The following is a 20,239-nucleotide window of genomic DNA, read 5'->3' as shown; positions in this document are numbered from 1 at the left end:
CCTAGCGCGCCCAGCGCTTCCACCGCCCGCCCGGGCCCGTCGTGGCCCGGGCGGGCGGTGTCGTTTCCCGGCCCGGTGGGGCGGCACGGTACGGTGCACGCAGGCCGCTCGGGTCGAGGGAATGGGGTGCAGCACCGTGGGTGTGGTCGTGCTCGTCACCGGCGTGGCACGCCATCTCGGTGCCCGCTTCGCCGCCGAGGTCCGCCGCCGGCCGGGCGTGGACCTGGTGGTCGGCGTGGACGTGCAGCCGCCCGGGCTGCCGCCCGAGGAGCCGGCCGGCCCGGCCGCCCCGTACCGCTTCCACCAGCTCGACCTGCGCCGCCCGGTGCTCTCCCGGGTGCTCGCCGAGCACCAGGTGGACACCGTGGTGCACCTCAGCGTCAGCGCCACCGGACTGGGCTCCACCAACCGCTCCGCGGTCAAGGAGTCCAACGTGATCGGCACCATGCAGCTGCTCGGCGCCTGCCAGAAGGCCCCCGGGGTGCGCCGACTGGTGGTGAAGTCCACCACCGGCGTCTACGGCTCCGCGCCCCGCGACCCGGCCGTGTTCAGCGAGCGGATGCAGCCCAAGGACCCGCCCGGCGGAGGCTTCGCCAAGGACGCGGCGGAGGTCGAGGGCTACGTGCGCGGCTTCGCCCGGCGCCGCCCGGACGTCGCGGTGACGGTGCTGCGCTTCGCCAACATCGTCGGCCCGAACGCGGACACCCCGCTCAGCGAGTACTTCGCGCTGCCCGTGCTGCCGACCGTCCTCGGCTACGACCCTCGGCTGCAGTTCGTGCACGAGGACGACGCCGTCGCGGTGCTCTGCCGGGCCGCCGGCGAGCCCGCGCCGGGCACCGTCAACACCGGGACCTTCAACGTGGCGGGGGAGGGCGTCCTGCTGCTCTCCCAGTGCGCCCGCCGGCTCGGCCGGCCCATGCTGCCGCTGCTGCTGCCCGCGGTCAGCTGGATGGCCGCGCTGGCCCGGCAGACCCGGTTGGTGGACGTCTCGCCCGAGCAGTTGCGGCTGCTCACCCACGGCCGGGTGGTGGACACCGCGCGACTGCGCGACACCTTGGGCTACCGCCCGGCGTTCAGCACTCCGGAGGCCTTCGCCGACTTCGCCGCCGCCGGGGGCCCGGGCCTGCTGCCGCCCGAGCGGCTGGCCGCCGCCACCGACCGGCTGACCGCCCTGCTCGGCCCGGAAGGGGCCGCGCCCGCCGGACCGTCCGCCGGACCGTCCGCCGGACCGTCCGCAGGACCGCCCGCCGTACCGAACCGCCCCCGCCGACCGAGGAGCTGAACCCGCGATGAGTGCCGCAGCCGAGAATGCGCCGGGCGAGGCCAAGGTCATCCCGATCGAGTCCGCCCCCAGCTGGACCACGCCCGAGGGGCCGAAACTGGCCGACCGGCTGGCCGGGGCCGTCGGCGGGGCGCTGTCCGGACCGCTCGGCCCGGCCGCCACCCGGCTGTTCGGCAAGGGCTGGGAGGGCCGCGCCGCCGAGGGGCTGGCCTTCCTGCGCCGCCGGGTGACCGGTGACTACGAGGTGGACGAGTTCGGCTTCGACCGGGAGCTCACCGAGGAGGTGCTGCTCTCGCTGCTGCGCCCGCTGGCCGAGAAGTACTTCCGGATCGACGTCCAGGGCGTGGAGCACATCCCGGCCGAGGGCGGCGCGCTGATCGTCGCCAACCACTCCGGGACGGTCCCGCTGGACGCCCTGATGACCCAGGTGGTCATCCACGACCACCACCCCGCCCGGCGGCACCTGCGGATGCTCGCCGCCGACCTGGTCTTCGTGCTGCCCGGCATCAACGAGCTGGCCCGCAAGGCCGGCCACACGCTGGCCTGCAACGAGGATGCCCAGGCCCTGCTGGAGCGCGGCGAGGTGGTCGGGGTCTGGCCGGAGGGCTTCAAGGGGATCGGCAAGCCGTTCTCCGAGCGCTACAAGCTCCAGCGGTTCGGCCGCGGCGGCTTCGTCGCCTCGGCGCTGCGGGCCCGGGTGCCGATCGTGCCCTGCTCGATCGTCGGGGCGGAGGAGACCTACCCGATGATCGGCAACGTGAAGACGCTGGCCCGGCTGCTGGGCCTGCCGTACGTGCCGATCACCCCGACCTTCCCGTGGCTGGGCCCGCTCGGGATGCTGCCGCTGCCGACCAAGTGGACGATCCGCTTCGGCGAGCCGATCGCCACCGACACCTACCCGGCGGAGGCGGCGGACGACCCGATGCTGGTCTTCGACCTGGCCGACGAGGTGCGCGAGACCATCCAGCACACCCTCTACCAGCTGCTGGTGCAGCGGCGTTCGGTGTTCTTCTGACGCCCGTTCTTCCGACGGTGCTCTCCCGAGAGCCCGCCGGGTACGGCGAGGGCCCGGCGGATATCGCACTCCGCCGGGCCCTCGCCGTCCTGCCGTCAGCCGCCCAGGATGCGCAGCCCGGGCAGCAGGTCCGGGAGCAGCGGGGGCACCTCGACGCCCTGCGGCTGGGCCGCGTTCGGGGCGCTGGGCGTGGCCGGCCGCGGTGCCTGCGCCGGGGCCGCGTCGGCGCTCGGCGAGGGCTTGGTGCCGGTGAGCCCGCTGGTGAGGCCGCCGACCAGGCCGTTGACGGCATCCGGGGCGCTGCTGGGCAGGGTGTCCGGCAGGACGCCGCCCTTGCCGGAGGCGCCGGAGCCGGGGTCGGCCGGGGCGTGCTCGGTGGCGCCGGGACGGTTGCCGGCGCCGGATCCCGGGGCCTTGTCGGCACCGGCCGTGGTGCCGGAGCCGGCCGCGGGGGAGCCGGCCGGGGAACCACCGGTCGAGCCGGACGAGCCGTCGCCCGCTCCGGAGCCGGCCGTGCCACCGCTCTCGGCGGGGGGCAGGACCAGGCGCAGGGGCGCGACGTCCTCGCTTATGTCGTCGAAGAGCCGGTTCACCAGGTCGGCCTGCCGGGTGAGCTGGACGGGCAGCCTGCCCTGCAGCTCGCTCCACCGGCCGTCCTCGTCGTGGGCGAACCCGGCCAGGGCCCGCATCGGGTCGAGCGAGCCGTTGCTGCGGTAGACCGAACGCAGCAGCTCGCGGCCCTTGAGGGCGTCGGCGTGCATGTCGTTCAGGGCGCGGCGGACCTGTTCGACGGTGGCCGGGCTGAGCGCGCCGGCCGGACCGGTGCGGCCGACCAGGGTCTTGGCCTCGCCGAGCCGGGTGGCCGCGTTGTCGAGCAGCAGTTCGCCGCGTTCGGAGTCGGAGCCCGCGAGGTCGAGCCGGAGTCCTTCCAGCCCGCGCTTGAGGCCGTACAGCGTGTCCCCGGGGAGGGCGTTGGAGCTGGCCGCGGCGGCGCCGGCCAGGCTGCCCACGGCGAGCCCGGCGACCAGTCCGCCGATCGCGAACCGGCGGCTCCAGCGGCCGCGCGGCGCCGTCCGGATCGCCCGGTGGCGGCGTTGGCGGGGCACCGGGGTGCCCGTCCCGTCGGCGAAGGCCTGCTCGAACGCGGCCATCAGCTGGGCGCGTTGGACCGTGCGGACCTCCCGGTCCAGCACCGGCCCGGGCAGCGCCCGCAGCGCGTCGGTCAGGCCGACCAGTTCGGCCCTTGCGACCGAACCGGCGCCGGTGGCAGTGGCGTTGTCCGATTCGGCGTTGGCCGCAGCGCTTTGCTCCGCCTGGTGGGCCTCCAGCGCCTCGGCGAAGGCCTTCGCCCGCCGGTGCTCCAGCACGTTTGCCGTCACGGGCCACACCTCCCTTCGTCGTTGTCGACACCCCGGCCTGCCGGACGGTTGCCCCGGCTGGCCAAAGCCACTCCATCGGGTGATAGGCCGCAATTCGACTTGACCGTACGCCCGGTGGGGGTTTGCACGCTGGCCAACGAGCGGTGCGGGCGGTCGGTTACGCACGGCTGATCATCGGATCGACCGTTCACCCTGACGTGTCGGCCGGGCGTGGACGGTGACGGCCGGCCGGGCCACAGGGCGGCGGCGCCGTCCCGGGGCCGGCTCATCGCGCGTCGGGCGGGAGCAGCCGGGCCAGGGTGCGGACGGCGCGGTACTGGAGGGTCTTGATGGCGCCCTCGTTCTTGCCCATGATCCGGGCCGTCTCGGCCACCGAGAGCCCCTGCAGGAAGCGGAGGGTCACGCACTCCTGCTGCTGCGGGTTGAGCCGGCGTACCGCGTCCAGCAGCGCGGCGTTGGAGAGCGACTCCAGCACCGACTCCTCCGGGCTGCGCTCGCACTCGTTGGAGTCGAGCATCTCTCCGGTGGTGACCTCCAGCCGGAAGCGGCTGGACTTGAAGTGGTCGGCGACCAGGTTGCGGGCGATGGTGACCAGCCAGGCGCCGAAGTCCCGGCCCTGCCAGGTGAAGGTGCCGATCCGGCGCAGGGCGCGCAGGAAGGTCTCGCTGGTCAGGTCCTCGGCGGTGGCCCGGCTGCCGACCCGGTAGTAGATGTAGCGGTAGACGGTGTCCGCGTAGTGGTCGTAGAGCCGGCCGAAGGCCTCGCTCTCGCCGGCCTGGGCCCGCTCGACCAGCTCCATGATCGGGTTGTGCTCGGTCTCGTAGCCGGGGCTGGGCGCGGTCCGGGCGCGCCCCCGGCCGACGCCGGCGGTGCCGGTGCGGCCGCGCGAGCCGGTGCCGGCCGATCCGGCGGCGGTGGTGCGCAGCGCCGGGCCGGGTGCTTGCGGCTGGACGAACGATCCTCCGGCGAGCGCGGGTTGGGGCGAGACGGCGAGCTGGCTGCGGAGCAGGGTGCGCAACAGGTCCAGGCCCGTGAAGATCTGCCGCTCGGCGGTCGGCCGGCCGCCGAGGCCGGTGCGGGGGCGCAGGGGCGCGGACGACGGGCGGGAGGGTGCAGGCGCGTCGTTCCGGACGGGTGGGTACACGGGACTCCCAGAGGCAGAACTGTGGACGGATCACCTCCGCCTGCGCGGAGAGCAGTCCCCGAAGCGACCGTTCGAGCGGGACGCGTGGCGACGTGCATCCAGGAGAGAATAACGCTTTGTGCAATGACAGCTACACCGTGTGGTCGAAGTGGTCGTTTGGGATCCATTTGTTGTGCATATTCGGCCGACAGTGACCGGAGTTGTCATCGTTCACCCGGCTCAACGTGATCGAACAGGCGCTCAGGGTGACCAATTCGGGGGACTGGGGGGCGGTTTCCCAGCCTTGGGGCTCGGCAACCCCCGACTTCCCTGACCTGGCGAACGATCAGAACCGGTCGCTGGGCGACAGATTCGTACAGGGGGATCGGACCGCCTGCGGTGAAGGGGAGTTCGCCCGTAAGAGGGGCCAGGTCAGAGGCCCTGTTGACGACCGCTCACCCGTCAGGGCGAGCCCGCCCGGACAGCCCGGGCGGCCCCGGACGGTCTCCGGGTGTCCCTCAGTGGCCCGCGCGGCCTCGGTCGCGGGAGGTTCAGGCGCGGCGGCGGCGCCGGTTCAGCGCCACCCCGGCCGCCGTCGCGCCGGCCAGCACCCCGAGCGCGGCCGCCGCCGGCAGCCCCACCCGGGCCGCCTTGCGCCCGGTCCGGAAGTCCCGCACCCGCCAGCCCTGGGTCCGGGCGTGGCGCCGCAGCGCGCCGTCCGGGTTCACCACGTACGGGTGGCCGACCAGCGAGAGCATCGGGATGTCGTTGGCCGAGTCGCTGTAGGCGGCGCAGCGGTCGAGGTCGAGGCGCTCGCGCCGGGCGAGCGCGCGGACGGCGGCGGCCTTGGCCGGTCCGTGCAGCAGGTCGCCGACCAGCCGGCCGGTGTACCGGCCGTCCCGGGCCTCGGCGACGGTGCCCAGCGCGCCGGTCATGCCGAGCCGCCGGGCGATGATCCGGGCCACCTCCAGTGGGGCGGCGGTGACCAGCCAGACCCGCTGTCCGGCGTCCAGGTGCATCTGGACCAGGGCGCGGGTGCCCGGCCAGATCTTGTCGGCCACGACGACCTCGAAGATCTCCTCGCAGATCGCCTCCAGGTCGGCGGTGCGCTTGCCGGCCACGATGCCGAGGGCGGACTGCTTGGCGTCCGAGATGTGGTCCGGGTCCTCGGCACCGTGCAGCCGGAACCAGGCCTGCTGCCAGGCGAACCGGGCGATGTCGCGGCGGGTGAGGAAGCCGCGGCGGTAGAGGCCGACGCCGAGGTAGAAGATCGCGGCGCCGCGCAGGATGGTGTTGTCGCAGTCGAAGAAGGCGGCGGCGCGGGGGTCGTCCCGGTCCGGGGTGTGGTTCTCGGCCGGGGCCTTGGGCGCCTTGCCGGGCTTGGCGGCGGCCGGTGCGTCCGGCTCGGCGGCGCCTTCCGGCCCGCCGGCGGGTTCCGGCTCGGGCTCGGCCCGCAGCGCCCCCTCGGCCGCCGCGGCTGCGGCTTCGCCGGCCAGGGCGTTCCGCTCGCTGCTGGTACGCCTTGCCTGGGTGAGCCTTCTGAGCACGGCCATGTCATCGAGGATAGCCAGCCGAGGGCGCGGCGGCCGTGACGGAGCCGTGCCCGCGAGGTGAACAGCTCCACCGGGTGCAGGGCGCCCCGGAGACGGGTGGGCACCATGGCGGAGAATGGGGCGGTGAGCCCACTGCTGCGACGTAAGAGCCCCGAGCCCGCGGACCGGACCGTGACCCTGGTCGGCAAGCCCGGCTGTCACCTGTGCGACGAGGCCCGCGAGGTGATCCTCCGGGTGACGGGCGAGCTGGGGGCGTCCTTCGAGGAACGGGACATCACCCAGGACGAGGAGCTGTACCGCCGCTACTGGGAGCAGATTCCGGTCACCCTGATCGACGGCCGCCAGCACGACTTCTGGCGGGTCGACGAGCGCCGTCTGCGCACCGCCCTCGGCGGTTGAGCGGGGCCTGACCGGGCGTTCGTCCGTGCACCGACCCCCGCCACTCGGCGGGGGCGGTTCGCCGAATCGTTGCCGAAGACACCCCGTTCCGGCTTGGGACGGGGCGGGTCGGTCGGCTTACGATCGAACGCGTTTGCGCCCGTGGGGGGCTGAGCACACGAGGAGTGCGCCATGCTTCCCGGTCCTGTCCCTGGGCCGCCCCGAGCCCTGGACGGCGGCGGGGGCTTCGCCGTGGTGGACGTGGAGGCGACCGGCCGCAGCCCGTGGCGGCACCGGGTGGTCGAGGTCGCGGTGGTGCTGCTCGACGCTCGGTTGTGTCCCGAGGGGGAGTTCGCCACCCTGCTGGATCCGCTGGGCCCGGTCGGCCCGACCCACGTGCACCGGATACGCCAGTGCGACGTCGAGGGCGCCCCGCGCTTCCGCGAGATCGCCCCGAGGCTGCTGGAGCTGCTGGCCGGGCGGGTGCTGGTCGGCCACCACGTCAGCTGCGACCACGCCTTCCTGGATCGCGAGTTCGCCCGGATAGGGGTGCCGCTGCCGCCCGTCCCGCTGCTGTGCACGATGCGGCTGGCCCGCGCCCACCTGCCGGAGGCCCGCAGTCACGGCCTGGCGGCCTGTGCGGAGGCGGCGGGCCTCGGCTGGTACCCGGCGCACACCGCACTGGGCGACGCCCGGGTGACCGCCGAGCTGCTGCGGCACTGCCTGGGCGCCCCGTCCTGCCCGCCGGACGACTGGGCCGGCCCGCTGCGCGAGGCCGCCGGGGTGCCCTGGCCCCGGCTGGGCCGGGCCCGCTCCCGCCCGTCCGGCACCGCCGTCCCGCTGGTGCGCCGGGAGGCGCCGTACGGCCCCTGGCTGCCCGGTTCCCGGGCCCCGGAGGTCGTACTGACCCAGGCCGGTGCTATGGGTTCGACGGCGTGATGCGCATCACTGTGGAGGGACAAAACGGACACCATCTTTGTGCACACGTTCACAAACGCATAGCCTGGCTGCCAAAGCCCAGCTTCACCCACAGGAGCACCGTGGCAATCGGCCGATCACCACAGAGCAGTTCGCAGACGCCCGACCAGGGCGCCGCGCGCCGACCCTCGCGTGCCCGGGGCATCCCGGAGGCGACCGTCGCCCGCCTGCCCCTCTACCTGCGGGCCCTCACCGCGCTCTCCGAGCGCTCGGTGCCGACCGTCTCCTCCGAGGAGCTGGCCGCCGCGGCCGGCGTGAACTCGGCCAAGCTGCGCAAGGACTTCTCCTACCTCGGCTCGTACGGCACCCGCGGCGTCGGCTACGACGTCGAGTACCTCGTCTACCAGATCTCCCGCGAGCTCGGCCTGACCCAGGACTGGCCGGTCGTCATCGTCGGCATCGGGAACCTCGGCCACGCGCTCGCCAACTACGGCGGGTTCGCCTCCCGTGGCTTCCGGGTGGCCGCCCTGTTGGACGCCGACCCCAACGTGGTCGGTTCCACCGCGGCCGGACTGCCGGTGCGGCACATGGACGAGCTGGAGTCGATCGTCGAGAGCCAGCACGTCTCCATCGGCGTGATCACCACCCCGCCCGGTGCCGCCCAGCAGGTTTGCGACCGGCTGGTCGAGGCAGGCGTTACGAGCATCCTGAACTTCGCCCCGACCGTGCTGGCCGTCCCGGACGGCGTGGACGTGCGCAAGGTGGACCTGTCCATCGAGCTCCAGATCCTCGCCTTCCACGAGCAGCGCAAGGCCGGGGAGGAACCGGACGACCGCGCCGAGTCGGTGCTGGACCGTGCCCCCGGTCCGGTCCGGGCGGCCGCGGCCAAGTTGCGCCGGGCGGCCGGCGGCAGCGGCAAGGGCCGCGGCACCGCCGAGTCGGCGGCCAAGGACCAGGCCGAGCAGGCCAGGGAAAAGTCCGCCAAGGGCGGCGACGGGGATCTCTCCGCGGTGATGCCCGCATGAACACCGAGAGCTGTGAGGGGCGGGCATGAGCCTTCTCGTCGTAGGGCTGAGCCATCGCACGGCCCCGGTCGGGGTGCTGGAGCGCGCCGCGCTGACCGGTGAGGTACCGACCCGGCTGCTGCACGACGCGGCCGCCACCGCGACGGTCGCCGAGGCCGCGCTGCTGAACACCTGCAACCGGATCGAGCTGTACGCGGACGTGGACAAGTTCCACGCCGGCGTCGCCGAGCTGTCGCTGCTGCTGGCCCACCACAGCGGGGTGGACCTGGAGGAACTGACCTCCCACCTGTACGTCCACTACGAGGACCGCGCCGTCCACCACCTCTTCTCGGTGGCCTGCGGCCTGGACTCGATGGTCGTCGGCGAGGGCCAGATCCTCGGCCAGCTGCGCGACGCGCTGGCCAAGGCCCAGGAGGAGCACACCGCCGGGCGCGGCCTGAACGAGCTGTTCCAGCAGGCGCTGCGGGTCGGCAAGCGGGCGCACAGCGAGACCGGCATCGACAAGGCCGGCCAGTCGCTGGTCACCTTCGGCCTGGAGCAGGTCGCGGCGGGCGCGGGCGAGATCGCCGGCAAGCGCGCGCTGGTGGTCGGCGCCGGCTCGATGAGCTCGCTGGCCGCCGCCACCCTGGTCCGCTCCGGCGTGACCGACCTGCTGATCGCCAACCGGACCCCGGCCCGCGCGGAGCGGCTGGTCGAGATCCTCGGCCCGGACGTGGCCCGGGTCCTGGACCTCGCCAAGGTGCCGGAGGCGCTCGCCGACGTGGACCTGGTGATCTCCTGCACCGGTGCGGCAGGCGTGGTGATCAAGGCCTCGGACGTGGCCGCCGCGGTCGCCTCCCGCACGGCGCCCGAGCCGCTGGCCCTGCTCGACCTGGCCATGCCGCGCGACGTCGACCACGCCGTGCACGAGCTGGCCGGCGCCCTGCTGGTCGACCTGGAGAGCCTCTCCCACGCGCACGCCGCCAGCCCCGGCGCCGGCGACGTCGACCAGGTCACCCGGATCGTCTCCGACGAGGTGAGCGCCTTCGGCGCCGCCCAGCGGGCCGCCCGGATCGCGCCGACCGTGGTCGCGCTGCGCTCGATGGCCTCCGACGTGGTCGCCGCCGAGCTCGGCCGGCTGGACTCCCGGCTGCCCGACCTGGACGAGCGCTCGCGCGCCGAGATCACCCAGACCGTCCGCCGCGTCGTCGACAAGCTGCTGCACGCCCCGACCGTCCGGGTGAAGCAGCTGGCCGCCGAGCCCGGCGGCGCCTCCTACGCGGAGGCGCTGCGCGAACTGTTCGACCTCGACCCGGCGGCCGTGCACGCCGTGTCGGGCACGCCCCTCGGCGGCGCGCCCCAGCCCTCGACCGGGGGCACCAGATGAACCGTCAGCCATCCCACGAGTACCACCGGGACGATCACCTCATGAATGGTCAACCGATCACGGAGCAGCCCTCGGCCACCGCGGCCCTGCGGCTCGGCACCCGGCGCAGCGCCCTCGCCATGGCGCAGTCGGGCATGGTGGCCCGCGAGGTGACCAGGGTCACCGGGCGCCCCGTCGAGCTGGTCGAGATCACCACCTACGGCGACACCTCCCGGGAGTCGCTGGCGCAGATCGGCGGCACCGGCGTGTTCGTCTCCGCGCTGCGCGACGCGCTGCTGGAGGGCCGGATCGACTTCGCCGTGCACTCGCTCAAGGACCTGCCCACCGCCGCCCCCGCGGGCCTGGTGCTGGCGGCCGTCCCCGAGCGCGAGGACGTCCGGGACGCCCTGGTCGGGGCCGAGGGCCTGGCCCTGGACGAGCTGGTGGAGAAGCTCGCCGGCGCCGGCCGCCCGGCCCGGATCGGCACCGGCTCGCCCCGCCGGATGGCGCAGCTGAACGCCTGGGCCGCCGCCCGCGGCGCCCAGCTGGAGACCGTCGCGATCCGCGGCAACGTGGACACCCGGATCGGCTTCGTGACCAGCGGCGAGCTGGACGCGGTGGTGCTGGCGACGGCCGGCCTCAACCGGCTCGGCCGCAGCGCCGAGATATCCCAGCACCTCGACACCGAGCTGATGATCCCGGCCCCCGGCCAGGGCGCGCTCGCGATCGAGTGCACCACCGCCGACACCGCGCTGATCGCCGCGCTCGCCGCCCTGGACCACGCCCCCACCCGGGTCGCCGTGGCCGCCGAGCGCGCCCTGCTGGCCACCCTGGAGGCCGGCTGCTCGGCGCCGGTGGCCGCGCTGGCCACCTGGGGCCGGGAGAACGAACTGCGGCTGGACGGTGTGGTCGGCGACCCCGACGGAACCGCCCTGCTGAAGATGTCCGCCAACGGTCCGATCGTCCTCGACGAGACCGCCGAGCAGCAGGCGGCGGCCCTCGGCCGCGCGCTGGCTGACCGGCTGCTCGCCGCGGGCGCGGCCACCCTGATGGGGGAGCGAGCCCGATGAGCCCCACCACCGCCACCGACGCCCTGTTCCCGGCGGGACAGCCCGCCACCGGACGGTGCACCTTCCTGGGCGCGGGCCCCGGGGACCCGGGCCTGCTGACCTTGCGCGCGGTCGAGGTGCTGTCCACCGCCGACGTGCTGGTCGCCGACCCGCTGACCGCCGCCGCCGTGCGCAGCCACTGTCCGGCCGGCGTGCAGGTGCACGCCCCCGCCGTCGAGGGCACCGACCTCGACCTGGCCAAGCTGGTCGCCGAGGCCGTCCGCTCCGGCAAGCACGTGGTCCGCACGGTCGACGGCGACCCCGGCCTGGACGGCTGCGCCGCCGAGGAGATGCTCAGCTGCGCGGGCGACGGGATCCCGTTCGAGGTGATCCCCGGCGTCGCCCAGTCGGTCGGCGTCCCGGCGTACGCGGGCGTCCCGCTGCGCGCCGGGTCCGGCACCGACGTGCGCTTCGTGGACGGCGCCGCGCTGCTGGCCGGCAAGCCGGTGGACCTGGGCGCGCCGGAGACCACCCTGGTGGTCCGCACCACCCTGGGCCAGCTGCCCGCCACCGCCACCGCCCTGGTCGCGGGCGGCCGCAAGCCGGAGTCGGCGCTGAGCGCCACGCTCTCCGGCACCACCACCCGCCAGCGGACCTTCACCTCCACCCTGTCCGGCATCGCCGCCGACCTGAAGGCCGCCCGGGTGCTGCCCTCGCCGGTCTCCGCCCCGGTCGACCCGGCCACGTCGGTGATAGCCGTGGTGGGCGAGCAGGTCGCCCACCGGGCCTCGCACTCGTGGTTCGAGACCAAGCCGCTGTTCGGCTGGAACGTCCTCGTGCCGCGCACCAAGGAGCAGGCCACCGGCCTGTCCGAGCAGCTGCGCTCGTACGGCGCGGTGCCGCAGGAGGTGCCGACCATTGCGGTCGAGCCGCCGCGCACCCCGCAGCAGATGGAGCGGGCCATCAAGGGCCTGGTCACCGGCCGCTACGAGTGGATCGCCTTCACCTCGGTGAACGCGGTGCGCGCCGTCCGGGAGAAGTTCGAGGAGTACGGCCTGGACGCCCGCGCGTTCGCCGGGATCAAGGTCGCGGCGGTCGGCGAGACCACCGCGCAGGCCCTGGTGGACTTCGGCGTGAAGCCGGACCTGGTGCCCTCCGGCGAGCAGTCCGCGGCCGGCCTGCTGGAGGACTGGCCGCCGTACGACCCGGTCTTCGACCCGATCGACCGGGTGCTGCTGCCGCGCGCCGACATCGCCACCGAGACCCTGGTGGCCGGCCTGGTCGAGCTCGGCTGGGAGGTCGACGACGTGACGGCGTACCGGACGGTGCGCGCCTCGCCGCCGCCGGCCGAGACCCGCGAGGCGATCAAGGGCGGCGGATTCGACGCGGTGCTGTTCACCTCGTCCTCGACCGTCCGGAACCTGGTCGGCATCGCGGGCAAGCCGCACAACGTGACCGTCATCGCCTGCATCGGCCCGGCCACCGCCAAGACCGCCGAGGAGCACGGCCTGCGGGTCGACGTGATGGCCCCGGCGCCGTCGGCGGCCGCGCTGGCCCAGGCGCTGGCAGACTTCGGAGCCAAGCGCCGCGACACCGCGACGGCCGCCGGTGAGCCGGTCTACCGGCCCAGCGAGCGCCGTCCCGGCTCGCGCCGCAAGGCCCGCTGACACCCCTCATGGCCGGGGGCGGCCGACCGTCGCCCCCGGCACTGCACAACCGTTCGGAGAGAGAAGCCGTGTCCGCTGAATTCCCGTACGTACGCCCCCGCCGGCTGCGCCGGAGCCCGGCGATGCGCCGCCTGGTGGCCGAGACCCGGCTGCACCCGGCGGAGCTGATCCTGCCGCTGTTCGTCCGCGAGGGCGTCAGCGAGCCCGTCCCGGTGAGGTCGATGCCGGGCGTGGTCCAGCACACCCGGGACACCCTGCGCAAGGCCGCGGTGGAGGCGGCCGAGGCGGGCCTGGGCGGTCTCATGCTGTTCGGCGTCCCGGAGGTGCAGGACGCGACCGGCACCGAGGGCACCAACCCGGACGGCATCCTCCAGCAGGCGATCCGGGACGTGGTCTCCGAGGTCGGCGACTCCCTGGTGGTCATGTCGGACCTCTGCCTGGACGAGTACACCGACCACGGCCACTGCGGCGTGCTGGCCGCCGACGGCAGCGTCGACAACGACGCCACCCTGGAGCGCTACGCCGAGATGGCCCGGGTGCAGGCCGACGCCGGCGTCCACCTGGTCGGCCCGTCCGGCATGATGGACGGCCAGATCGCCGTGGTCCGGCGGGCGCTGGACGAGGCCGGGCACCAGGACGTGGGCATCCTCGCCTACACCGCCAAGTACGCCTCGGCCTTCTACGGCCCGTTCCGCGAGGCCGTCGGCTCCTCGCTCAAGGGCGACCGCAAGACCTACCAGCAGGACCCGGCCAACGCCCGCGAGTCGCTGCGCGAGCTGGCGCAGGACCTCGCCGAGGGCGCGGACATGGTGATGGTGAAGCCCGCCATGGCCTACCTGGACGTCCTGCGCCAGGTCGCCGACGCCTCCCCGGTGCCGGTCTCCGCGTACCAGGTGTCCGGCGAGTACGCGATGGTCGAGGCGGCCGCCGCGAACGGCTGGATCGACCGGGAGCGGATGATCATGGAGACGCTCACCTCGATCCGCCGCGCGGGTGCCGAGCAGATCCTCACCTACTGGGCCCTCGAAGCCGCCGCGATGCTCAAGTAGGCCGAGACGCCGCACGACGGAAGGCCGGGCCGTCCCCACGGGGGCGGCCCGGCCTTCCGGGTTTCTGCTACTTCCAGCCGTCGATGTGGACGAAGCCCGCGCCGCCGCCGATCACGTCCTTGGAGGTGGCCGCGCCGCCGCCGAAGCCGCCGGCGACGATGTCGCTGGTGTGGGCGACGCCGAAGCCCTCGGCGGCCGCGAACGGCTGGTCGGCGGAGGCGATGAACTCGCCGCCGCCGGCCACGCCGACGTGGGCGAAGGCCGGGGTGGCGGCACCCGCGAGTGCCAGTGCGGCGGCGGTCAGGGCGGCCTTGGCCAGCTTGCTCTTCATGGGACTGCCCTCTCTCTGGGAGCGCCCCCGCGGGCGCTCTGACACGTGATCACATCCGGCCGCTCGGTCCCGCGCCCCACGCCGGACCGGACCGCCGGTCACCCCTCCGGACCGCGCTGCGGCGCGGCCCGGAGGGACACTTCGTCCGCACAGCCCGGAGGGCCCGGGGAGGCTTTCCTCCCCGGGCCCTCCGTCCGTCCCAGGCCCCTTGATCAGCCGATCAGGTGCGAGATGCCCGAGTCGCCCGAGGACTGGGTGTTCTGGCCGACGTCGCAGATCTGCTTCGGCTGGTTGTTCAGGATCGGGACCTCGACCGGCACCGCGACGCCGATGACGCCGACGGCGACGTTGTGGATCTCCGGCAGGCAGATGTTCGGGTTGTCCAGAACGTGGCTGTTCGGGCTGCCGTTGCCGGTGGTGCCGGTGTGGTTGGTGCCGCCGTTGCCCTGGACGGAGGTGGCGGCGCCATCCGAGTCGGCGATGGCGGAGGCCGAGCCGGCGGACATCGCGAGGGCGGCGGCGGCCAGGCCGGCCGCGGCGAGGGTCTTCTTGATCATTTCCGGGTTTTCCTCTCAAGGGTGAATCGGGGAGCGATTCGGAGGTGGAACAGAGGGGTGGTGCAGGGAGAGCGGAGCGTCAGCCGACCAGGTGGGAGATGCCACCGTCGCCCTGGCTCTGGGTGCCCTGGCCGATGGTGCAGAACTGCTTCCCACCGCTGTTGGCGATCGGGACCTCGACCGGGACGGCCACACCGGCCACACCGACCGCGACGTTGTGGATCTCCGGCAGGCAGATGTTCGGGTTGTCCAGGAAGTGGAAGTTCGGGCTGTCGTTCCCGACCGTGCCGGTGAAGTTGGTGCCGCCGTTGCCCTCGATCGAGGCCGCGGCGCCGTCCGAGTCGCCGATGGCCGAGGCGGGCGCGGCGGCGGCGGCCAGCGCGGCGACGGCCAGGCCGGCTGCGGCGAAGGACTTCTGGATCATGGCGAGATCCCTCTCTGAAATGCTCTTTGGATTCCGTGCGTACAACGCTGAGAACGCTCAGGCCCGGTCTGCAGTCACTGACGTCCAGATCAAAGAACGACGGCACGGAAGGTTACGGGGATTCCTGAAAAGAGTCCCGGAGGCGCGACGGCGAAGGGATTCCGGTCGGATTATTAGCCCGAATCGGTTAACCGTCGCAATCCGCGTTCCCGGTCACTCGTTGAGCAGATCGCTTTCCGGCTGCGGCCCCCGCAGCCCTTCCCAGTGATCTCCAGTACGGACAGCAGAACGGTGAAAAGCATGAAGTTCTCCAAGCGGGCCGGCGCGATGCTGCTGGCGGTCGGTGCCGGCGTGCTCGCCTCCCCGGGAGCGGCCTGCGCCGCCGCCCCGGTCGGCCCCGACCAGGTCGGCGCCCTGGAGGATGCGCTGGCCACCCAGCAGGTCCCGGCGGACATCCCGCTCGCCCCGCTGGGCAGCCGCCTCACGGCCGGGATCCCGACCTCGCTGGTGATGCCGCCCGTCCCCGGCCCGACCACCAGCACCGGCGGCGAGCTGATCCCGGAGCGGATCCTCCCCGAGCTGGGCACCGGCAAGGCCGGCCCGAGCGCCCAGGCCGAGCTGCCGCTCCCGCTGGTCGACCGGAGCGCCGACCTCGGCAAGGTGCTGCTGGACGCCCCGGCCGCGCCGCTGCACGCCAAGACCCCGGGTCTCACCCTCGGCAAGCCGCTCTCGCTCGCCCAGGACGGCGCCGGTCAGCTCGCCGACGGCCGGCTCAAGGTGGACGAGATCGACCCGCGGCTGGTCACCGGCGCGGTGCAGATGGTCCCCGGGGCCAAGGCCAGCCTCGGCGGCGAGGACAGCCGGCTCTCCGTCACCGACACGGCGGGCGCCCTGGCCGGGACCACCACCGCGATGACCACCGGCGTGGTGGGGCAGACCGGCCTGACCGACGTCACCCGGCTCTAGCCGTCGCTCCGGCGCACAGAGCACGAGAGCCCGGCACCCCGGCCGCGCGGCGGGGATGCCGGGCTCTCGTACGTCCGGAGGCTCAGCCCGGCAGGAGGCCGGTCAGCCCGCCGGCCAGCGGGAGACCCTTGATGCCGCCGCCATCGCTCAGCGGGCCGGCCAGCGTCCCGGTACCGACGGCGGGCAGGCCCTGGTCCGGCTGCAAGGCCGCGCCGTTGTTGAGGAAGTCGGCCGAGGACTTCGCCCACGGGTCCAGCCGCAGGCTCTTGATCGGCGCGATGCCATAGCCGAGGCCGGTGGTCGTCCCGTTCAGCGCCTGGCCGACGTCGGTCTTGGTCAGCGTGGCCGGGCCGGCCGGCGCCTCGCCCGGCGCGGTGGCGGCCTGCGCCGAACCGGCGCCGAGCAGTACCGCGGCACCCACGGCGGCGGCCAGGCCGGCCGCGCTCTTCTTCGAAACCATGGTGATCACCTTCGGTGGATCGGGGGTCCCGGACGGCTGTCCGGGGATGCCGAACTGCCCCCCGGCCGGCTGGTCGGGGGGCAGGACGGCCGGAACGCGTGCCGATCGGGGATCAGCAGTCGTCGTCGTGCTCGTGGTGCGGGTGCACCTCCACGTTGGCGCACTTGTTGCCGAAGGCCGGGTTCAGCAGGCCGACGACGGTGATGGTGTTGCCGCAGACGTTCAAGGGGATGTGGATCGGCGCCTGGATCTGGTTGCCGGAGAGCACGCCGGGGGAGCCGGCGGCCACGCCCTGGGCGCCCGCGCCGGCGGCGGCGGAGCCCGCTGCACCCAGCACCAGGCCGGCGGCGGCGGCGGAGAGGACGGCGGCCTTCTTCATGTTCTGCATGGGGGTTGATCTCCTCGATCACATACGGGTGGAGCGTGCTGCGCCCCGGCGCTGCGGGGCGCAGCACGGGCTCGGGTGAATCAGTAGTCGTCGTCGTGCTCGTGCTCGTGGTGCGAGTGCACCTCCACGTTGGCGCACTTGTTGCCGAACGCCGGGTTCAGCACACCGATGAGAATGTTGACGGTGTTGCCGCACACGTTGGCCGGGATGTGGATCGGCGCCTGGATCTGGTTGCCGGAGAGCACGCCGGGGGAGCCGGCGGCGACACCCTCGGCGCCCGCGCTGGCGAACGCGCCGCCGGCGGCACCGAGCACCAGGCCGCCGGCGCCCAGCGACAGGACGGCGGCCTTCTTGAAGTTGCGCATGTCGTTCCTTCGATTTCGGCCCGACGGAAGGGAAATTTCGGGCGCCGGGCGAGCAGGAATACTCACCCGCTGTTTTCAGGGATTGCCGTGATTGTCACTGCGGTCGGCGGATGTCGGCGTGTCCCGCCCATGGCTCGGGCGTGGCCGCGGCGGCCGGGTCGCGGTGCCTGTCGAAACAATTCCCGCACGGCCGGGAAAGGCTTCGGACAAAGGCGCGACCAGATGGAATTCCGGTCAGGCGTTCCGGCACGGGTTGCCGGGCGCCGGCTTTGGGAGGCCCGCCACGCCGAGCGGACCGCCCGTGGCCGCGATGCCGACGACGCCGTGGGCGTGCTTGCGCATGGGCGGTACTCGATTCGTGCGTGAGGGCCGGTGGAGACCGGGTTCCGTCAGGGAGAACGAGGCACCGTGCACGGGGAAACGGTCCGGTCCTCCGATCACCCGAATGCCCGGTCCGCGGCGCCGTTGCCCCGGATGGGTGACAGTGCGTGGGCCGTCGCAACCGGCCTCGCGGGGTCTCGTTCTAGATGTCGCACTCCCCGTGCATCTCTGTCGAACAGTCAGGAGGCTCGCTATGAGCATCAAGAAGACCGCCGCCGTCGGCGCGGCCGTGGCGGGCATCGTGGCCGCCGGTGCCGGCACCGCCATGGCCGGCGCGGGCGCCGAGGGCGTCGTCGCCAACTCCCCCGGTGTCGTCTCGGGCAACCAGATCGAGGTGCCGATCCACGTGCCGATCAACCTGTGCGGCAACACCATCAACATCGTCGGCCTGCTGAACCCGACGTTCGGCCACCACTGCCTCAACAAGGGCTGAGCCCGCACCCGGTTCGGCCGGTGAGAGCCGCCGTTCCGCGCTTCCCTCCTGGGGCGCGGGGTGGCGGCTTCTGTTTTCCGGGATCGTGCCCGTTCGTCAGTTCCCGGCGATGTCGCGAGTCTTGTTGTGTTACTTGTCAGTTCCTAGAATGCGAGACCTGCTCACCTTTCCTGCTCCTCTCTTGCTCCGCGCCGCTCGGCGCCCCCGCCCGGGCGGTCCCCCACCCCCGCAAGGAGTCGCGTGTGATCAGGTCCCCCCTGTCGGCGGCGCGGCGGACGCGTACCGGGTCCTCCCGGTGCGCCGCGCTGCTCGCCACCGGAGTCCTCCTCGCCACCCTCGGCCTGGCCGGCGCCCCCACCGCCCTGGCCGACCCCGCCCCGGCCGCACCCGCGGCCACCCGTCCGGCCGCGATCGTCGCCCTCGGCGACAGCGCCATCTCCGGGGAGGGCGCTGGCACCGACACCAACGACGGCTACTTCCCGGAGACGGACAGCCCCACCAACTACTGCCACCGCCATCCCAAGTCGGAGATCTTCGTCACCGACATCCCCGGGGTCACCCCGATCGACCTCGCCTGCTCCGGCGCCCAGACCGGCGACCTGGTCAGCGACCCGGAGCTGGCCAAGATCACCGGCTCCGGCAGCGGCGACTTCGGCGAGCCCAAGCAGGACGTCAAGCTGGCCGACACGGCGGCCAGGTACGACGTCAAGATGGTCGTCGTCACCATCGGCGCCAACGACGACTTCGACTTCAGCGGCATCATGATGCACTGCCTCGCGCAGTACTTCCCGGTCCCCAAGGACCAGGGCTGCCGGGACACCATCGGCAGCGACGAGATCCGCCGGCGCGCCAAGGGCGTCCAGCCCAAGGTGGTCGCGGCGCTCCAGAACATCCGCCAGACCATGCGCAAGGCCGGCTACGCCGACTCCTCGTACCAGCTGGTCTACCAGTCGTACTTCAACCCGATCACCCCGGACATCCGGCGCAACGACTACCTCGGCAAGGTCGCCGACGGCTGCCCGGCCTTCCCCGAGGACCTCGCCTGGGGCCACAACTGGGTGGTGCCGACGCTCAGTGACGCGCTGCGCGGTGCCGTCGAGCAGGTGCCCGGCGTCCGCTACCTGGACCAGCGGCGGGTCGCCTTCGGGCACGAGGTCTGCGCGGAGTGGACGACCTCCCCGTACGAGTACACCAACGGGGACGTCATCAACCTCTCCGAGTGGGTGCGCAACGGCTGCGACTCGCAGATCGGCATCCCCGGGCTGTGCATGAACATGGTCCGCCAGTCGTACCACCTGCGGGTGGCCGGCTACCGCGGTGAGGGCGTCTGCCTCGGCCAGTTCTACGCCCGGCCCGAGCTGGCGCAGGCGTACTGCACGCTCAACCAGCAGAACACCACCTCGATCCAGCCGCTCACGCCCGGACAGCCGTTCGGCGACGTCCCCGAGGACGGCTCCTGGTACCAGCTGACCAACGCGGCCACCGGCAACGCGCTCGACCTCACCGGTGGCGGCACCTACGGCGACTCCACCAACGGCCGGCCCGCGATCAGCTACCCGGCCACCGGCGGGCTCAACCAGTCCTTCGTCCTGGAGGCCAAGGCCGGCGGCAGCTACGAGCTCGACTTCAGCGGCAACCGGGACATGTGCCTGGACGCCAACGCCGCCTCCACCGCCCCCGGCACCCGGATCCAGCAGTGGGGCTGCAACGGCGGCGGCAACCAGCACTGGGTGTTCAAGCCGGCCGGCAACGGCCGCTACAAGATCGCCGACTCCCAGGACCAGACCAAGGTCCTGGCCGCCGGCACCACCCTCGACGCCAAGGGCAACCCGTACGTCGAACTCGCCACCGACACCGGCGCCGCCAACCAGCTCTGGCAGCTCACCAAGCTCGGCATCGTCTACGTCCACGGCTGATCCGCCCGCACGTCCTCACGCCGTCGCCGCCCCCGACCGGGCGGCGACGGCCGCGTTCGTCGGCCGTACGGGCGGCTCGGACGCGGCGTGGCGGCGTGGTGTTCGGCACGGGCGGCATGGTGCCGGGCGCCGGTCCGGGGGCGCCAGGGGTTTTCGGTTCGGGGGCGTGCCGTAGGCTCACGGGAAAATCGTTGCGCCGGAGCCGCGCGGACCACGGGCGGGGCGGGGAGTACCC

The 20,239-nt window shown here is 73.5% G+C and carries 21 protein-coding genes; 12 read left to right on the top strand and 9 right to left on the bottom strand.

Annotated features, from left to right (window positions below; all coding sequences use genetic code 11):
* The first annotated feature begins 136 nt into the window (after window positions 1-136).
* The gene (locus tag ACIRRH_RS07775) at window positions 137-1,282 is read left to right on the top strand and encodes an NAD-dependent epimerase/dehydratase family protein (protein ID WP_403063171.1); all 1,146 of its coding nucleotides are present in this window, start codon (window positions 137-139) and stop codon (window positions 1,280-1,282) included.
* Between the two features lie 7 nt (window positions 1,283-1,289).
* Window positions 1,290-2,297 carry a lysophospholipid acyltransferase family protein gene (locus ACIRRH_RS07770; RefSeq protein ID WP_403063168.1) on the top strand — a complete coding sequence of 336 codons (1,008 nt, stop codon included), beginning with the start codon at window positions 1,290-1,292 and terminating at the stop codon, window positions 2,295-2,297.
* A 95-nt stretch (window positions 2,298-2,392) separates the two neighbouring features.
* Here the strand turns inward: ACIRRH_RS07770 and ACIRRH_RS07765 are convergent, their stop codons facing one another.
* The 3 genes from ACIRRH_RS07765 to ACIRRH_RS07755 form a co-directional block, all read right to left on the bottom strand.
* A complete protein-coding gene (locus ACIRRH_RS07765; RefSeq protein ID WP_403063165.1) occupies window positions 2,393-3,676 on the bottom strand; it encodes a DUF5667 domain-containing protein in 1,284 nt (427 codons plus the stop codon).
* Between the two features lie 265 nt (window positions 3,677-3,941).
* Entirely contained in the window at window positions 3,942-4,763 is an 822-nt protein-coding gene (locus tag ACIRRH_RS07760; RefSeq protein ID WP_403063697.1) for an ECF subfamily RNA polymerase sigma factor, BldN family, read from the bottom strand.
* 587 nt (window positions 4,764-5,350) lie between these two features.
* Window positions 5,351-6,352: an HAD family hydrolase gene (locus ACIRRH_RS07755; protein WP_403063162.1), complete on the bottom strand. Its 1,002-nt coding sequence runs from the start codon at window positions 6,350-6,352 to the stop codon at window positions 5,351-5,353.
* Between the two features lie 105 nt (window positions 6,353-6,457).
* On the opposite strand from ACIRRH_RS07755, the gene ACIRRH_RS07750 reads away from it, so the two are divergent.
* The 7 genes from ACIRRH_RS07750 to hemB all read left to right on the top strand — a co-directional run bounded on the left by ACIRRH_RS07750 (window position 6,458) and on the right by hemB (window position 13,783).
* A complete protein-coding gene (locus ACIRRH_RS07750; RefSeq protein WP_224285312.1) occupies window positions 6,458-6,751 on the top strand; it encodes a glutaredoxin family protein in 294 nt (97 codons plus the stop codon).
* 171 nt (window positions 6,752-6,922) lie between these two features.
* Entirely contained in the window at window positions 6,923-7,669 is a 747-nt protein-coding gene (locus ACIRRH_RS07745; RefSeq protein ID WP_403063159.1) for an exonuclease domain-containing protein, read from the top strand.
* Window positions 7,670-7,776: 107 nt separating this feature from the next.
* Window positions 7,777-8,673: a redox-sensing transcriptional repressor Rex gene (locus ACIRRH_RS07740; protein ID WP_403063694.1), complete on the top strand. Its 897-nt coding sequence runs from the start codon at window positions 7,777-7,779 to the stop codon at window positions 8,671-8,673.
* A gap of 25 nt (window positions 8,674-8,698) precedes the next feature.
* Complete coding sequence (locus ACIRRH_RS07735; RefSeq protein WP_403063156.1) at window positions 8,699-10,039, top strand: glutamyl-tRNA reductase; 1,341 nt, start codon at window positions 8,699-8,701, stop codon at window positions 10,037-10,039.
* Window positions 10,040-10,080: 41 nt separating this feature from the next.
* Window positions 10,081-11,088 (top strand): hydroxymethylbilane synthase, encoded by a 1,008-nt coding sequence (gene hemC, locus ACIRRH_RS07730; RefSeq protein WP_403063153.1) that lies wholly within the window; start codon window positions 10,081-10,083, stop codon window positions 11,086-11,088.
* Window positions 11,085-12,734 (top strand): uroporphyrinogen-III synthase, encoded by a 1,650-nt coding sequence (locus ACIRRH_RS07725; RefSeq protein ID WP_403063150.1) that lies wholly within the window; start codon window positions 11,085-11,087, stop codon window positions 12,732-12,734. Before hemC ends, ACIRRH_RS07725 begins: the two co-directional genes overlap by 4 nt.
* A gap of 68 nt (window positions 12,735-12,802) precedes the next feature.
* Window positions 12,803-13,783, top strand: a complete 981-nt coding sequence (gene hemB, locus ACIRRH_RS07720) for a porphobilinogen synthase (RefSeq protein WP_403063147.1) — start codon at window positions 12,803-12,805, stop codon at window positions 13,781-13,783.
* 67 nt (window positions 13,784-13,850) lie between these two features.
* On the opposite strand, the gene ACIRRH_RS07715 is transcribed toward hemB, so the two are convergent.
* The 3 genes from ACIRRH_RS07715 to ACIRRH_RS07705 all read right to left on the bottom strand — a co-directional run bounded on the left by ACIRRH_RS07715 (window position 13,851) and on the right by ACIRRH_RS07705 (window position 15,095).
* Entirely contained in the window at window positions 13,851-14,114 is a 264-nt protein-coding gene (locus ACIRRH_RS07715) for a hypothetical protein (protein WP_403063144.1), read from the bottom strand.
* Between the two features lie 212 nt (window positions 14,115-14,326).
* Window positions 14,327-14,671 (bottom strand): rodlet layer protein, encoded by a 345-nt coding sequence (locus ACIRRH_RS07710; RefSeq protein WP_403063141.1) that lies wholly within the window; start codon window positions 14,669-14,671, stop codon window positions 14,327-14,329.
* 79 nt (window positions 14,672-14,750) lie between these two features.
* A complete protein-coding gene (locus tag ACIRRH_RS07705; protein ID WP_403063138.1) occupies window positions 14,751-15,095 on the bottom strand; it encodes a rodlet layer protein in 345 nt (114 codons plus the stop codon).
* A 300-nt stretch (window positions 15,096-15,395) separates the two neighbouring features.
* Between ACIRRH_RS07705 and ACIRRH_RS07700 the strand changes: the two genes are divergently transcribed.
* Window positions 15,396-16,061, top strand: coding sequence for a hypothetical protein (locus ACIRRH_RS07700; protein ID WP_403063135.1), 666 nt, complete (start codon window positions 15,396-15,398; stop codon window positions 16,059-16,061).
* Between the two features lie 82 nt (window positions 16,062-16,143).
* Here ACIRRH_RS07700 and ACIRRH_RS07695 read toward each other — a convergent pair whose 3' ends face one another.
* From ACIRRH_RS07695 to ACIRRH_RS07685, 3 genes are all read right to left on the bottom strand, one after another.
* Window positions 16,144-16,521: a hypothetical protein gene (locus ACIRRH_RS07695; RefSeq protein ID WP_403063132.1), complete on the bottom strand. Its 378-nt coding sequence runs from the start codon at window positions 16,519-16,521 to the stop codon at window positions 16,144-16,146.
* Window positions 16,522-16,633: 112 nt separating this feature from the next.
* The gene (locus ACIRRH_RS07690; protein WP_403063129.1) at window positions 16,634-16,909 is read right to left on the bottom strand and encodes a chaplin; all 276 of its coding nucleotides are present in this window, start codon (window positions 16,907-16,909) and stop codon (window positions 16,634-16,636) included.
* Between the two features lie 80 nt (window positions 16,910-16,989).
* Entirely contained in the window at window positions 16,990-17,274 is a 285-nt protein-coding gene (locus ACIRRH_RS07685; RefSeq protein WP_403063126.1) for a chaplin, read from the bottom strand.
* A gap of 574 nt (window positions 17,275-17,848) precedes the next feature.
* On the opposite strand from ACIRRH_RS07685, the gene ACIRRH_RS07680 reads away from it, so the two are divergent.
* Both ACIRRH_RS07680 and ACIRRH_RS07675 read left to right on the top strand, forming a co-directional pair.
* Complete coding sequence (locus ACIRRH_RS07680; RefSeq protein ID WP_403063123.1) at window positions 17,849-18,088, top strand: chaplin; 240 nt, start codon at window positions 17,849-17,851, stop codon at window positions 18,086-18,088.
* 242 nt (window positions 18,089-18,330) lie between these two features.
* Window positions 18,331-20,004 (top strand): RICIN domain-containing protein, encoded by a 1,674-nt coding sequence (locus ACIRRH_RS07675; protein ID WP_403063120.1) that lies wholly within the window; start codon window positions 18,331-18,333, stop codon window positions 20,002-20,004.
* The last annotated feature ends 235 nt before the right edge of the window (window positions 20,005-20,239 follow it).

It is taken from the genome of Kitasatospora sp. NPDC101235 (assembly GCF_044767505.1).
GTDB lineage: Bacteria > Actinomycetota > Actinomycetes > Streptomycetales > Streptomycetaceae > Kitasatospora.
The sequence above is the reverse complement of the archived record's forward strand: the minus strand, read 5'-3'. Positions and strand labels throughout refer to the sequence as shown.